The organism is Pseudomonas sp. p1(2021b) (assembly GCF_020151015.1).
GTDB classification, from domain to species: Bacteria; Pseudomonadota; Gammaproteobacteria; order Pseudomonadales; family Pseudomonadaceae; genus Aquipseudomonas; species Aquipseudomonas putida_K.
Genome location: NZ_CP083746.1, coordinates 1,617,148 through 1,632,148, shown reverse-complemented (window position 1 = coordinate 1,632,148; position 15,001 = coordinate 1,617,148). Strand labels below are relative to the sequence as shown.

The window sequence follows — 15,001 nt, the reverse complement described above, 5'->3', positions numbered from 1 at the left end:
GATTTGAAGGAACGAACGTGACCCTGATCTATGGCCATCGCGGCGCCAAGGGCGAAGCGCCCGAAAACACCCTGACCAGCTTCCGCCAGTGCCTGTCCCACGGCGTCAATCGCTGCGAGCTGGACCTGCACCTGTCAGCCGACAACGAGCTTATGGTGATCCACGACCCCAGCCTCAAGCGCACCACCGGCCGGCGTGGCAAGGTGGTCGAGCACACTGCCGCCGAGCTGGTCACCTACGATGCGCGCAAGGGCGGCCCGGGCTGGGTGCAGCCCTGCCCTGTCCCGCGGCTGGAGGAACTGTTCGAGAAATGTGCCTTCGAACACTGGCAACTGGAGGTCAAGAGTGCCTCGCGCACCCGCGCCGCCAGTACCGTATTGGCCATTCGCGAGCTGGCTCAGCAATACGGCCTGCTCGACAAGGTGACCATCACCTCGAGCTCCCGCGAAGTGCTCGGCGCCGCACTGGAGCTGGTGCCGGACGTGTCTCGCGGGCTGGTGGCCGAATACGCCTGGCTCGACCCACTGAAGGTCGCCCAGAACTACAGCTGTGACATGCTGGCCTTGAATTGGACACTGTGCACTCCCGAGCGCCTGCTCAAGGCCCAGCGCCAGGGGTTGCACGTATCGGTGTGGACGGTCAACGAACCGGCGCTGATGCGCCGGCTCGCCGACTTTGGCGTAGACAGCCTGATTACAGACTTTCCCGGTTTGGCCATGACCACCCTTGGGAAGGGCTGAACCCGGACTCCCCGACCGGCTCAGGCCACCGGCCGGAGCCGCTCAAAAAAGCCGGTTCAGGCCGTCGTAGGCCGCTACCCGATAGGCTTCGGCCATGGTCGGGTAGTTGAAGGTGGTGTTGACGAAGTACTTCAGGTTGTTCTGCTCACCCGGCTGGTTCATGATCGCCTGGCCAATGTGAACGATCTCCGAGGCCTGGTAGCCGAAGCAGTGCACGCCGAGGATCTCCAGGGTCTCGCGGTGGAACAGAATCTTCAGCATGCCCTGGGGCTCGCCGGCGATCTGCGCGCGGGCCATGCTCTTGAAGAACGCCTTGCCCACTTCGTACGGCACCTTGGCCTGGGTCAGCTCCTGCTCGTTCTTGCCGATCGAGCTGATCTCCGGAATGGTGTAGATACCGGTCGGCACGTCATCGACGAAACGCCAGCTGCCGTTGTCGACGATGCTGCCAGCGGCCGAACGGCCCTGGTCGTGAGCGGCGCTGGCCAGGCTCGGCCAGCCGATCACGTCACCGGCGCCATAGATGTTCGGTACGCTGGTGCGGTAGGCCTGGTCGACCTCGATCTGGCCACGGCTGTTGACCTTGATGCCGATGTTCTCCAGGCCCAGCTTGTCGGTGTTGCCGGTACGGCCGTTGCACCACAGCAAGGCATCGGCCTTGATCTTCTTGCCCGACTTCAGGTGCAGGATCACCCCGTTGTCCAGACCTTCGACCCGGTCGTACTCCTCGTTGTGGCGTACGGTGATGTTGTTGTTGCTGAAGTGGTAGCTCAGCGCCTGGGAGATTTCCGAATCCAGGAAGCTCAACAGCTGGCCACGGTTGTCCACCAGCTCCACCAGCACGCCCAGGCCGCTGAAGATCGATGCGTATTCGCAGCCGATCACCCCGGCACCGTAGACGATCAGCTTGCGCGGGGTGTGGCTCAGGCTGAGGATGGTGTCGCTGTCGTAGACGCGCGGGTGGTGGAAGTCGATATCGGCCGGGCGGTATGGGCGCGAACCGGTGGCGATGATGATGTGTTTGGCCACCAGGGTCTCGACCACGCCATTGGAGCAGACCACTTCGATGGTCTGCTCGTCAGCGAAGCTGCCGGTGCCGACGAACACATCGACGCGGTTGCGCGCATAGTAGCCGGTACGCGAGGCCACCTGCTTGGAGATCACCTTTTCGGCGCTCTTGAGCACATCGGGGAAGGAGAACCAGCGCGGCTCGCCGATGGCGCGGAACATCGGGTTGGTGTTGAACTGCATGATCTGCCGCACCGAGTGACGCAGTGCCTTGGACGGAATGGTGCCCAGGTGGGTGCAGTTGCCGCCGACCTGGCGACGGCTGTCGACCATCGCCACCTTGCGCCCTGCTTTGGCGGCATTCATTGCCGCACCTTCTCCGGCCGGGCCGGAACCCAGCACCACTACGTCGTAGTTGTAGACAGCCATGCGTACTCCTTCAGAACTGGCCCGCCGGCCGGGTGGCCGCGGGGCGCGATCATGTCGCCGGGGCGCCATGAGAAAATTCGGGTGCAGTCTAATCAAGCGTGAACGCCGCGCACATTAACCCTTGGTCGCGTCGTAGGCCAATTTTGACCGCACTACATGTCATTCACCGGTTCCCTGGCGACGATCATCCGTGCTTGCGCTTTCACCTGCCTTTCAACGCCTGCTCGAACGCAGGCGTAGCACGGGAGACGAAGCCACCCTCGGCCCGGGTCACCAGCACCGCGGCAATACCGTGGGCCACGGCGAAATCCCAGCCCTGCTCAGCGCCGAGGATCAACAGCAGCGTCGAGTAGCCGTCGGCCTGCAGCGCCGAGGCATCGAGCACGGTGACCGCGGCCAGGTCGTGTTCGACCGGACGCCCCAGGCGGGCATCGAAGGTGTGCGAATAGCGCCGGCCATTGTCCTCGAAATAGTGGCGATAGTCACCCGAGGTCGACACGGCCAGGCCATCCACGGCGATCACCTGGCGGGCGACCTGGCGGTCTTCGCGGGGCAATTCCAGGGCGACCCGCCACGGGCTGCCGTCGGGCTTGTTGCCCACGGCCTTGAGCTCGCCGGTGGCCTCGACGAGAAAATGGCTGACGCCCATCGCCTGCAGGCGTTCGGCGATCTGGTCCACGGCGTGGCCTGCGGCGATGCTGTTGAAGTCCAGTTCCACCGGGGCGTCCTTGCACAGGGCGCCGCCCTCGATACGCAGGTGCCGGTAGCCGACGCGCTGGCGTGCCTGGGCCAGCTGCAGCGGGTCGGGCACCTGCGCCTGCCGGGCCTGGGGGCCGAAGCCCCACAGGTCGAGCAACGGCTCGACGGTAAGGTCGAAGGCGCCCTCGCTCTGTTCGGCCAGGTGCTGGCCGAAGCCGACCAACGCCAGCATGTCCGCCGGCAGCGCCAGGCAGCGGTTGGCTGGCAGCTGGTTGAACCGGCTGACGGTGGAGTCGCCACGGTAGGTCGAGTAGTGCTCGTCGATGTCGCCGAGGATCGCATCGACGGCTTCCCGCACCTCCATTGGCGACGGGCCGCCAGGGTCGCGGACATACTGGATACTGTAGCTGCTGCCCATGGTCGGGCCGCCCAGGCGCTCCAGAGTCGGGCCTGGGTCGCAGGCACCAAGGGACATCAGGATGAACAGTAATAGAAGTACGCGCAAACTCGATCTCTCGATTGTCCAGCCGCCTGCACGCTCCTACAGGTAGCGTGCAGATCGACGCTTCGTGGCCAAAAAAAACGGGAACCCGAAGGTTCCCGTTTCTTCAACGCATTACAAGCGGATCAGCGTGGAAACGCTGGCGGGTTCACACCAGCCATGTCTTCCATCACACGAACGACCTGGCAGCTGTAACCGAATTCGTTGTCGTACCAGACGTACAGGACAACGCGATTGTCGTTGCAGATGGTCGCCTCGGCGTCGACCACACCGGCGTGGCGGGAACCGACGAAGTCGGTCGATACCACTTCCTGGGAGCTGACGTAGTCGATCTGCTTGTGCAGGTCCGAGTGCATGGCGGTCTGGCGCAGGTACTCGTTGATTTCGTCGCGCGTCGTGGCCTTTTCCAGGTTCAGGTTCAGGATGGCCATCGAGACGTTCGGCGTCGGCACGCGAATGGCGTTGCCGGTCAGCTTGCCCTTGAGCACCGGCAGCGCCTTGGCCGCAGCGGTGGCGGCACCGGTCTCGGTGATGACCATGTTCAGCGGCGCGGCGCGGCCACGGCGGCTGCCCTTGTGGAAGTTGTCGATCAGGTTCTGGTCGTTGGTGAACGAGTGAACGGTCTCGACGTGGCCGTTGACGATGCCGTACTGGTCATTCACGGCCTTGAGCACCGGCACGATGGCGTTGGTGGTGCAGGAGGCGGCGGAGATGATCTTGTCGTCGGCAGTGATGTCACCGTGGTTGATGCCGTGCACGATGTTCTTCAGCGCGCCCTTGCCGGGTGCGGTGAGGATCACGCGGGAAGCGCCAGGGCAGGCCAGGTGCTGACCCAGGCCATCGGCGTCACGCCATACACCGGTGTTGTCGACGATCAGGGCATCCTGGATGCCGTACTGGGTGTAGTCGACTTCGCTCGGGTTCTTGGCGTAGATGACCTGGATCAGGTTGCCGTTGGCGGTGATGGTGTTGTTCTGCTCGTCGATGACGATGGTGCCATCGAACGGGCCGTGTACCGAGTCACGACGCAGCAGGCTGGCGCGCTTGGTCAGGTCGTTCTCGGCGCCCTTGCGCACGACGATGGCACGCAGGCGCAGGCCGTCGCCACCACCGGTCTTCTCGATGAGGATACGCGCCAGCAAGCGGCCGATGCGGCCGAAGCCGTACAGGACGACGTCGGTACCCTTGCGTGGGGAAACGTTCTGCTGGCCGACGACATCGGCCAGCTCTTCGCGCACGAACTGCTCGACGGTGCGGCCGTTGCCTTGCTGCTTGAACTTGTTGGCCAGCTTGCCCAGGTCGACCGAGGCGGCACCCAGCTTCAGCTCGCTCATGGCCTTGAGCAGGGGGAATGTCTCGTGGACGGACAGTTCGGTTTCGTCGGTTTGACGGTGACGGGCAAAGCGGTGGGCTTTGAGGATCGAGATAACCGAACGATTGATCAGGCTGCGGCCATAGATCGAGCTCACCACGTTGTTGTTGCGGTAGAGCTGACCGATAAGCGGGATCATCGCTTCAGCCAGGGCTTCACGATCGATCCACTCACCAAGACACTGGTCGGGCTTCTGAGTCACGGGAACCTTCCACATGTAGGGGGAGAAAAAAGGGGCTACATTATGACGCCCCTCGACGTATCGGGCAATGAGCGCCTGTCGCCACCGCCAGAGCCCGTCGCCACGCCCTTCCGAGCCTGACAGCGCGCACCGGCACCGGTACAATTGTCGTCTTTGCCGCAACGCTTGGAGTCCAATCTCCCGTGTCAGTTCTGCGCCTACCGCAATTATCGGCCACGGCCGGCAAACAAACCTGGGGCAACCTGCCCGGGGCCGCCCTGAGCCTTGCCATCGCCGAAGCCGCCAGCAGCGCTGGCCGCTTCACCCTGCTGTTGACCGCCGACAGCCAGGCTGCCGACCGTCTGGAACAGGAGCTGCGCTTCTTCGCGCCGGACCTGCCGGTGCTGCCGTTTCCCGACTGGGAGACCCTGCCCTACGACCTGTTCTCGCCGCACCAGGACATCATCTCCCAGCGCATCGCCAGCCTCTACCGGCTGCCGGAACTGGACCACGGCATCCTCGTGGTGCCGATCACCACCGCCCTGCACCGCCTGGCCCCGACCCGCTTCCTGCTGGGCAGCAGCCTGGTGCTGGACGTCGGCCAGACGATCGACGTGGAGCAGATGCGCACACGCCTGGAAGCCAGCGGCTACCGCTGCGTCGACACGGTCTACGAGCATGGCGAGTTCGCCGTGCGCGGTGCATTGATCGACCTGTTCCCCATGGGCAGCAAGCTGCCCTACCGGATCGACCTGTTCGACGATGAGATCGAGACCCTGCGCACCTTCGACCCCGAGACCCAGCGCTCGATCGACAAGGTCGACTCGGTGCGCCTGCTGCCGGCCCGCGAATTCCCGATGCAGAAGGAAGAAGTGACCCGCTTCAAGGCGCGCTTTCGCGAACGCTTCGATGTCGATTTCCGTCGCAGCGCGATCTTCCAGGACCTGACCAGCGGCATCATCCCCGCCGGCATCGAGTACTACCTGCCGCTGTTCTTCGAGGAAACCTCGACCCTGTTCGACTACCTGCCGGCCGACACCCAGGTGTTCTCCCTGCCCGGCGTCGAACAGGCCGCCGAGCATTTCTGGAACGATGTGCGCGGGCGCTATGAAGAACGCCGCGGCGACCTGACCCGCCCGCTGTTGCCCCCGGCCGAGCTGTTCCTGCCGGTCGAGGACTGCTTCGCCCAGCTCAAGCAGTGGCCACGCGTGGTGGTCAGCAGCGACGAGGTCGAGCCCGGTGCCGGTCGCCAGCGCTTCCCGGCCCGACCGCTGCCGAACCTGGCCATCGAAGCCAAGGCCAACCAGCCGCTGGGCGAATTGTCGAAGTTCCTCGACGAGTTCTCCGGCCGCGTGCTGTTCACCGCCGAATCGGCGGGCCGTCGCGAAGTGCTGCTGGAGCTGCTCGAGCGCTTGAAGCTGCGCCCGCAAACGGTCGAAAGCTGGGCTGACTTCGTCACCGGCAAGGCGCGCCTGGCAATCACCATCGCCCCACTGGACGACGGCCTGCTGCTGGACGAGCCGGCCATTGCCCTGGTTGCCGAAAGCCCGCTGTTCGGCCAGCGCGTGATGCAGCGTCGGCGCCGCGAGAAACGCGGCGACGCGGCCAACGATGCGGTCATCAAGAACCTCACCGAGCTGCGCGAAGGTGCGCCGGTGGTGCACATCGACCATGGCGTGGGCCGCTACCTGGGCCTGGCCACGCTGGAAATCGACGGCCAGGCCGCCGAGTTCCTCACCCTGGAGTACGCCGAAGGCGCCAAGCTCTACGTGCCGGTCGCCAACCTGCACCTGATCGCCCGCTACACCGGCAGCGACGATGCCCTGGCCCCGCTGCACCGCCTGGGTTCCGAAGCCTGGCAGAAGGCCAAGCGCAAGGCCGCCGAACAGGTCCGCGACGTGGCTGCCGAACTGCTCGACATCTACGCCCGCCGCGCCGCGCGCAAGGGCCATGCATTCGCCGACCCGGCCGCCGACTACGCCACCTTCAGCGCCGGCTTCCCATTCGAGGAAACGCCGGACCAGCAATCGGCCATCGACGCGGTGCGCGCCGACATGCTCGCCGGCAAGCCGATGGACCGCCTGGTGTGCGGTGACGTCGGCTTCGGCAAGACCGAAGTAGCCATGCGTGCTGCCTTCATCGCCGTGCACAGCGGCCGCCAGGTGGCCGTGCTGGTGCCCACCACCCTGCTCGCCCAGCAGCACTACAACAGCTTCCGCGACCGCTTCGCCGACTGGCCGGTGACGGTCGAGGTCATGAGCCGCTTCAAGTCGGCCAAGGAAGTCAGCGCTGCCGCCGCGGACCTGGCCGAAGGCAAGATCGACATCCTCATCGGCACCCACAAGCTGCTGCAGGACGACGTGCGCTTCAAGGACCTGGGCCTGGTCATCATCGATGAGGAACACCGTTTCGGCGTGCGCCAGAAAGAACAGCTCAAGGCCCTGCGCAGCGAAGTGGACATCCTCACCCTGACCGCAACGCCCATCCCGCGCACGCTCAACATGGCGGTGTCGGGGATGCGCGACCTGTCGATCATCGCCACTCCACCGGCGCGACGGCTGTCGGTGCGCACCTTCGTCATGGAGCAGAACAAGAGCACGGTCAAGGAAGCGCTGCTGCGCGAGCTGCTGCGCGGCGGCCAGGTGTATTACCTGCACAACGACGTCAAGAGCATCGAGAAATGCGCGGCCGAACTGGCCGAACTGGTGCCCGAGGCGCGTATCGGCATCGGCCATGGGCAGATGCGCGAACGCGAGCTGGAACAGGTGATGAGCGATTTCTACCACAAGCGCTTCAACGTGCTGGTGGCCTCGACCATCATCGAGACCGGCATCGACGTGCCCAGCGCCAACACCATCGTCATCGAGCGCGCCGACAAGTTCGGCCTGGCCCAGCTACACCAACTGCGTGGCCGTGTCGGGCGCAGCCATCACCAAGCCTATGCCTACCTGCTCACGCCACAGCGCCAGCAGATCAGCGCCGATGCCGAAAAGCGCCTGGAGGCGATCGCCAACACCCAGGACCTCGGCGCAGGCTTCGTCCTGGCCACCAACGACCTGGAGATCCGTGGCGCCGGCGAGCTGCTCGGTGAAGGCCAGAGCGGGCAGATCCAGGCCGTGGGCTTCACCCTGTACATGGAAATGCTCGAACGCGCAGTCAAGGCCATCCGCAAGGGCACCCAGCCGAACCTCGAGCAACCGCTGGGCGGCGGCCCGGAGATCAACCTGCGCCTGCCGGCGCTGATCCCGGAAGACTACCTGCCGGACGTCCATGCCCGCCTGATCCTCTACAAGCGCATCGCCTCGGCCGCCGACGAAGACGGCCTCAAGGACCTGCAAGTGGAGATGATCGACCGCTTCGGCCTGCTGCCCGAACCGACCAAGAACCTGGTCCGCCTGACCTTGCTCAAGCTGCAGGCGGAAAAGCTCGGCATCAAGAAGGTCGACGCCGGCCCCAACGGCGGCAAGATCGAGTTCGAAGCCGAGACACCGGTCGACCCGCTGACCCTGATCAAGCTCATCCAGGGCCAGCCCAAGCGCTACAAGTTCGAAGGCGCCACGCAGTTCCGCTTCCTCGTGCCGATGGAGCGCCCGGACGAACGTTTCACCACCCTGGAGGCGCTGTTCGAGCGCCTGACCCCACAGCCTGCCTAAGGAAGATCCATGCGTGCCATCCGTTGCCTGACCTTGATGCTGACGCTGTTCGCGCCGGCCGCCTTCGCCGAAGGCCTCTATCAGGTAGAAATGATCCTGCTGCGCCAGAACGCCGTGCCCGCGGTGACCAGCCCGTTCGCCCCGGAAGACTGGAGCGCTGGCGCGCCACGCCTGGACAAGGCAGCCGAACGGCCACTGGCGCTGGACGATGAAGCCACCCGCCTGCAGGCGACCGCCGACTACACCGTGCTGCTGCACAAGGCCTGGCAACAGCAGGTCGGCAGCACGCCAAGCCGCATTGCCCTGAGCGCCGGCGAAGAGCAGTTCGGGCATTTCCCCATCGAAGGCAACCTGAGCATCGCCGATGGCCGCTTCATCGCCGTGGACGCCAATTTCTGGGTCAACCAGCTCGACGGCAACGGCAGCGTGCTGCGCAGCGAGCAGTTCAGGCAGAGCAACAGCAACATGAAAGCCAACCAGCTGACCTTTCTCGACGGCGGGCACCTGGCCGTGCTGCTGAAGGTCACCCCCGCCGGCATGCGCAAGCTGCCAGTGCTCGACCCGGAGATGATGGAGCAATGAGGTGAGCGCGCGCGATGTGCAGCAGCTGCTCCAGGCCAACGGGAGCTGGACCTCCGCCTTCGATGCCGGAGCGCTTGGCCGTGGCCTGGACTATGCCATCCAGGGCAAGGTCAAGATTCTTTCGGCCCATGACCAGGCGGTCGAGGCAGTCTGCTCGGGTTCCGCAGGCCAGCGCTACAGTCAGACGATCCACCTGATGCACAGCGGCGCCAAGCTGCGTGTACTCGGGCGCTGTACTTGCCCGGTAGAGACCAACTGCAAGCACTGCGCCGCCGCGCTGTTCCACTTGCAAGAGTGCATCGACGACCCCTCGACACTCGGTTGCGGGGCATCGCTCCCCCCCGAACTGAGCCAATGGATCAAGGCGCTCGAAGCCCCCACGGCCACGCCGGCAGAGCAAAAGTCCGCGCGCAAGGGGCCGGCCATCTACTACCAGGTCAAGCTCGACCGTATGCAATGCCGCCTGGAAGCCCTCAAGGGCACCCTGCAAAGCGACGGCCGACTGAAACTGGGCAAGATCACCTCGTTGCCGGAGATGATCTACTACACCCCTCGCTATGTGACCGAAGAAGATGCTCGCCTGCTACGCCTGATCAGCTCGCAGAACAAAGCCATCGTTTCGCCCTCGACGCCACTGGAGGGCAAGAAAGGGGCGGAGTTGCTCGAATATGCCCTGGCCACAGGTCGCCTGCTGTTCGAGGACCAAGCCGAGCCGTTCACCCAGGGCCCCGAGCAGTCGGCGGAGTTCCGTTGGGTCCGCCAGGACAACGGCAGCTACCGTGGCGCCTGGTATCACGATGGCCATGCCCTGTTCCCGGTGCTGCCACTGGACCCGCTGTACTACGTGGATACCCGGGCCTGCCAAACAGGCCGGCTGCGGCACGAGCTGGACCCCTTCATCGCCAGCCAACTGGCCCGCGCGCCGACGGTACCGGAGGCGCTGGTCGTGCCGCTGAGCCATCGGCTCAATGCCCTGAACCGCCAGGTCCCCACGCCCACCACCGTGCGCAGCGAAGAACACGACCACATCCAGCCACGCCCGCACCTGACCCTCGGCAGCCTGGAATTCAGCGCCTATATGCCCAAGACCGGGCGCATGCAGCGCCAGACACAGCACCGCGCCGCCCTGGCCTTCAACTACGACGGCCTGCTGGCCAGTGGCAACGACGAAAAGCCCCTGAACCGCCTCGTGGGCGAGACCAGCCAACGTATCCACCGCCAGCCCCAGGCCGAGCAGGCCATACGCAAGACCTTGCGCGGGCTTGGCTTCAAGCCTGCCACCCGGCAGAGCAAGGCCCTGCCCGACAGCGCCGGCGAAATGTTCCAACTCGCCGACGACGAAGCTTGGCTGCTGTTCGCCCGTGAAGGCCTGCCACGTCTGCGCAAGGCCGGCTGGGAAATCGACATCCCCCGGGATTTCGCCTTCAACCTGCAGGACATCGACGAGTGGTACGCCACCCTCGACGAAACACCCGGCCATGAATGGTTCGACCTGGAGCTGGGGATCGTGGTCGACGGCCAGCGCCACAGCCTGCTGCCGATCATGCTGCAACTGCTGCGCAGCAGCCCCGAACTGCTGCGTCCCAGCGAGCTGGCCCGACGCAGCGACGACGAACACCTGCTGATCGACCTCAACCGCGGCCGCCAGGACAGCCCGGCCTTGCGCGTTGCCCTGCCCTATGGCCGCATCAAGGCAGTGATGGGCACCCTGGGCGAGCTGTACCTGCACGAAGACGCCATCGGCCCTTCCCTGCGCCTGGAGCGTGCCGATGTCGCCCGGCTGAACGACATCGACCACTTGCCCCTGCTCTGGGAAGGTGGCGAACACCTGCGCGACCTGGGCCGGCGCCTGCGCGATGCCCGCGACCTGCAGGTCGAACCACCCAAAGGGCTGAACGCTGCGCTGCGCCCCTATCAGCAACAAGGCCTGAACTGGCTGCAGGCACTGCGCGAAATGGGCACCGGCGGCATCCTCGGCGACGACATGGGCCTGGGCAAGACCCTGCAGACCCTGGCCCACCTGCTGCTGGAAAAGGAAAAAGGCCGCCTGCCGCAACCCGCCCTGGCAGTGATGCCCACCAGCCTCGTGCCCAACTGGCTCGACGAAGCCCAACGCTTCGCCCCCGGCCTGCGCGTGCTGACGCTGCATGGCCCGGGGCGCAGCAAGCATTTCAACGCGCTGCTCGACTACGACCTGGTGCTGACCACCTATGCCTTGGCGCCGCGAGACCTCGAGCACCTGCGTACGGTGTCCTGGAGCGTGTTGATCCTGGACGAAGCACAGAACATCAAGAGCAGCACCAGCAAGGCCGCCCAGGCGGTGTGCGAACTGCAGGCCGGCCAACGCCTGTGCCTGACCGGCACGCCGATGGAAAACAACCTGGGCGAGCTGTGGTCGCTGTTCCACTTCCTGATGCCCGGCTGGCTGGGCGACCTCAAGCGCTTCAACCAGGACTACCGCACGCCCATCGAACGCCACGGCGACAGCGAACGCATGGCCCACTTGACCAGCCGCATCCGCCCCTTCCTGCTGCGCCGCACCAAGGAACAGGTGGCCACCGAACTGCCCGCCAAGACCGAGATGATCCATTGGGTCGAGCTCAGCGATGCCCAGCGCGACACCTACGAAACGGTACGGGTGGCGATGGACAAGAAAGTCCGCGACGAAATCGCCCGCAACGGCGCGGCACGCAGCCAGATCGTCATCCTCGACGCCCTGCTCAAGCTGCGCCAGGTCTGCTGTGACCTACGCCTGGTCAAGGGCGTGGAAGCCAAGGGCAACCAGGCCGACAAAGGCAAGCTGGGCAGCCTGATGGAGATGCTCGAGGAGCTGCTCAGCGAAGGGCGCAAGGTGCTGCTGTTTTCCCAGTTCACCTCGATGCTGGCCTTGATCGAGGCCGAACTGGACAAGCGCAGGATTCGCTACAGCCTGTTGACCGGCGATACCCGCGACCGTCGCACGCCCGTGCAACAGTTCCAGAACGGCCACAGCGAAGTGTTCCTGATCAGCCTCAAGGCCGGCGGTACCGGCCTGAACCTGACGGCCGCCGACACGGTGATCCACTATGACCCTTGGTGGAACCCGGCCAGCGAGAACCAGGCTACCGACCGAGCCTATCGCATCGGGCAGGACAAGCCGGTGTTCGTGTTCAAGTTGATCACCCGGGGAACGGTGGAAGAAAAGATCCAGCAACTGCAGCAGGAGAAGGCCGCGCTGGCGGCCAGCTTGCTCGATGGCGGGCAGGCCGGGCAGTGGCGCCTGGGCGATGACGAGATCGAGGCGCTGTTCGCGCCGTTGCCGGGTAAACGCCGCTGACCCCAGCGAGGACTTCGTCCTCGATCACGGCTCAAGGCCGCTTCTACAGGTACAGCGCCCCCTTGGACTGGCGCAGTCACTGTAGGAGCGGGCTTGTCCCGCGATGAGCCAGCGCAGCCCCCCGGTCAATCGATCAACTGCGCCTCTCTCAAGGCCCCCAACGCCTCCAGCCAGCGCGGCTGCTGGCGGTAGTCGGTACGCGCGAACCCGCGTCCGCGCATTCCCGCGATCCGCGGCGACGGCCTGACCTTCAGGCGCTGCGCCGCGCTCAAGGCCAGCTCCGCCGCAGCCCGGTCGTTGCACACCAGCCCCATGTCGCAGCCGGCGCTCAGTGCGGCCTCGATACGGCTGGCCGCATCCCCCACCACATGGGCGCCAGCCATCGACAGGTCATCACTGAAGATCACCCCCTTGAAGCCCAATTCGCCGCGCAGGATGTCCTGTAGCCAGCGACGCGAGAAGCCAGCCGGCTGGTTGTCCACCTGCGGGTAGATCACATGGGCCGGCATCACGGCCGCCAACTGGCCACTCAGGCGCGTGAACGGCACCAGGTCGGCCTGGCGCAGTTGCTCCAGGCTGCGCTCATCCGTGGGGATGGCCACATGGGAGTCCGCTTCCGCCCAGCCATGGCCGGGGAAGTGCTTGCCACAGGCGGCCATGCCGGCTGCGTTCATACCGCGGATGAAGGCTCCGGCCAACCGCGTGGCCCGTGTCGGGTCACCTTCGAAGGCGCGGCTACCGACCACCGCACTGCGCTGGTGATCGAGGTCCAGTACCGGCGCGAAGCTCAGGTCCAGGCCGACCGCCAGCACCTCGGTCGCCATCACCCACCCGCACTGCTCAGCCAACTGCTCGGCGTTGGCGTTGTCGGCGATCGCACGCATGGCCGGCAGGCGCACGAAGCCCTGGCGCAGGCGCTGGACCCGGCCGCCCTCCTGATCGACCGCCAGGATCAGGTCGGGCCGGATGGCGCGGATGGAGGCGCACAGCTCGCGCACCTGGCGGGGGCTGTCGATGTTGCGGGCAAAGATGATCAGGCCGGCCACCTCGGGCTGGCGCAAGAGATGGCGGTCTTCGGCGGTCAGCCATTTACCGGCGATATCCACCATCAGGGAGCCTTGCAGGCTGGCGGTCATAATTGAATCCTTCAGTGAAGAGGCAGGGAGTTCCATTGCGGGCAGGCGGCTTCGTCGATCTGCACCCGGCAATGCTCCTGTATACGGTCGAACAGCGGCACCAGGTCGCTGTTCCTCATGCGTATGCATCCATGGGACAGCGGCACGCCCATAGGTTCAGTGTCCGGCGTGCCATGCAGGTAGATGTAGCGGCGAAAGGTGTCGACTTGGCCGAGACGGTTGAATCCCGGCTCGCAGCCGCTGAGCCAGAGGATGCGGCTCAAGATCCAGTCTCGCCCGGGAAAACGTGCGTGCAGCGCCTCGGACCATACCTCGCCGGTCCAGCGTCGACTGCTCAGCACGGCGCCCTGCGGCAAGCCGGCACCGATCTTCGCGCGGACCTGATGCAGGCCACGGGGCGTGCAGCCCGAGCCATTGCGCTCGCCAGCCCCGTTGCGCGCCGTGGACACGGCCAGGCGCACACGCAGCTCGCCCTGGGCGAACCCATAGAGGCGCTGGTCGGCGAGGGAAACGTGCAGGAAATCGAGGTCGGGCATGGGCGCTAGCTTAGCTCAAGCGCCCTTCCACGCCCAGCGCTCAGGCCTTGGCCGAGGCCGGTGCGGAACCGGTCTTGCTGCGCGGACGCAATTGCGCTGCGGCCATCGCTTCGTCAGTGACACCGCTGTCGGCGCGCATACCAGCGGCCAGGAACGGCACCATCAAGCGCATCACCTGCTCGATCGAGGTGTCGACGCCGAAGTCGGTCTCGGCAATGGCCCGCAAGGCCTTGATGCCCGACATGCTGAACGCCGCCGCGCCGAGCATGAAGTGCACGCGCCAGAACAGCTCCAGCGGCGGAATACGGGGGGCGGCCTCGTTGACCAGCAGCATGTAGCGGCGGAACACCTTGCCGTACATGTCCTCCAGGTAACGGCGCAAGTGCCCCTGGCTCTGGCTGAAGGCCAGGCCCAGCAGGCGCATGAAGATCGATAGGTCGTTGTTGCTGCGCGGTTGCACGGCCAAGGCCTGCTCCACCAACATTTCCAGGAGCTCTTCTAGGCTCGGCCGCGGCTCGGGGCGAGCCTGGCGTCGGTCCAGCTCACGCTCCAGGCTTGCGCAGAACGGGCCGAGGAAGCGCGAGAAAACCGCCTGGATCAAGGCCTTCTTGGAACCGAAATGGTAGTTCACCGCCGCCAGGTTGACCCCGGCCTTGCTGGTGATCAGCCGCAACGAGGTTTCCGCGAACCCCCTTTCCGCGAACAGCTGCTCGGCAGCATCGAGAATGCGTTCAACGGTTTCGGATTGGGCCATGACTACTCCGCCTGACAAACAGTTGTTTGAAACATACGTTTCAAGCAGGCCTCTTGTCAAGGCTCGGTGACTGGTGGGTCGCCATTTAACCAC

10 protein-coding genes are annotated in these 15,001 nt (G+C 65.3%); 4 read left to right on the top strand and 6 right to left on the bottom strand.

The window, feature by feature from the left end:
- Positions 1-17 precede the first annotated feature (17 nt).
- Entirely contained in the window at positions 18-740 is a 723-nt protein-coding gene (locus K8374_RS07575; RefSeq protein WP_084858176.1) for a glycerophosphodiester phosphodiesterase, read from the top strand.
- A gap of 42 nt (positions 741-782) precedes the next feature.
- Here the strand turns inward: K8374_RS07575 and sthA are convergent, their stop codons facing one another.
- The 3 genes from sthA to K8374_RS07560 form a co-directional block, all read right to left on the bottom strand.
- Positions 783-2,177, bottom strand: coding sequence for a Si-specific NAD(P)(+) transhydrogenase (gene sthA / locus K8374_RS07570; protein WP_084858177.1), 1,395 nt, complete (start codon positions 2,175-2,177; stop codon positions 783-785).
- Between the two features lie 202 nt (positions 2,178-2,379).
- Positions 2,380-3,351 (bottom strand): FAD:protein FMN transferase, encoded by a 972-nt coding sequence (locus K8374_RS07565; protein ID WP_224458512.1) that lies wholly within the window; start codon positions 3,349-3,351, stop codon positions 2,380-2,382.
- Positions 3,352-3,503: 152 nt separating this feature from the next.
- Positions 3,504-4,967, bottom strand: coding sequence for a glyceraldehyde-3-phosphate dehydrogenase (locus K8374_RS07560; RefSeq protein WP_224458511.1), 1,464 nt, complete (start codon positions 4,965-4,967; stop codon positions 3,504-3,506).
- Positions 4,968-5,134: 167 nt separating this feature from the next.
- Here K8374_RS07560 and mfd point away from each other — a divergent pair, with 167 nt between their 5' ends.
- From mfd to K8374_RS07545, 3 genes are read left to right on the top strand one after another with little or no spacing between them, the layout of a single operon-like run.
- Entirely contained in the window at positions 5,135-8,584 is a 3,450-nt protein-coding gene (gene mfd, locus K8374_RS07555; RefSeq protein WP_224458510.1) for a transcription-repair coupling factor, read from the top strand.
- 9 nt (positions 8,585-8,593) lie between these two features.
- Complete coding sequence (locus K8374_RS07550) at positions 8,594-9,166, top strand: peptidoglycan binding protein CsiV (protein WP_224458509.1); 573 nt, start codon at positions 8,594-8,596, stop codon at positions 9,164-9,166.
- Between the two features lies 1 nt (position 9,167).
- Entirely contained in the window at positions 9,168-12,482 is a 3,315-nt protein-coding gene (locus tag K8374_RS07545) for a DEAD/DEAH box helicase (protein WP_224458508.1), read from the top strand.
- A gap of 125 nt (positions 12,483-12,607) precedes the next feature.
- On the opposite strand, the gene nagZ is transcribed toward K8374_RS07545, so the two are convergent.
- From nagZ to K8374_RS07530, 3 genes are read right to left on the bottom strand one after another with little or no spacing between them, the layout of a single operon-like run.
- Positions 12,608-13,606, bottom strand: coding sequence for a beta-N-acetylhexosaminidase (gene nagZ, locus K8374_RS07540; protein WP_224459289.1), 999 nt, complete (start codon positions 13,604-13,606; stop codon positions 12,608-12,610).
- 23 nt (positions 13,607-13,629) lie between these two features.
- The gene (locus K8374_RS07535) at positions 13,630-14,154 is read right to left on the bottom strand and encodes a L,D-transpeptidase (RefSeq protein ID WP_224458507.1); all 525 of its coding nucleotides are present in this window, start codon (positions 14,152-14,154) and stop codon (positions 13,630-13,632) included.
- A gap of 40 nt (positions 14,155-14,194) precedes the next feature.
- Positions 14,195-14,908 (bottom strand): TetR/AcrR family transcriptional regulator, encoded by a 714-nt coding sequence (locus K8374_RS07530; RefSeq protein ID WP_084858185.1) that lies wholly within the window; start codon positions 14,906-14,908, stop codon positions 14,195-14,197.
- Positions 14,909-15,001: the final 93 nt, after the last annotated feature.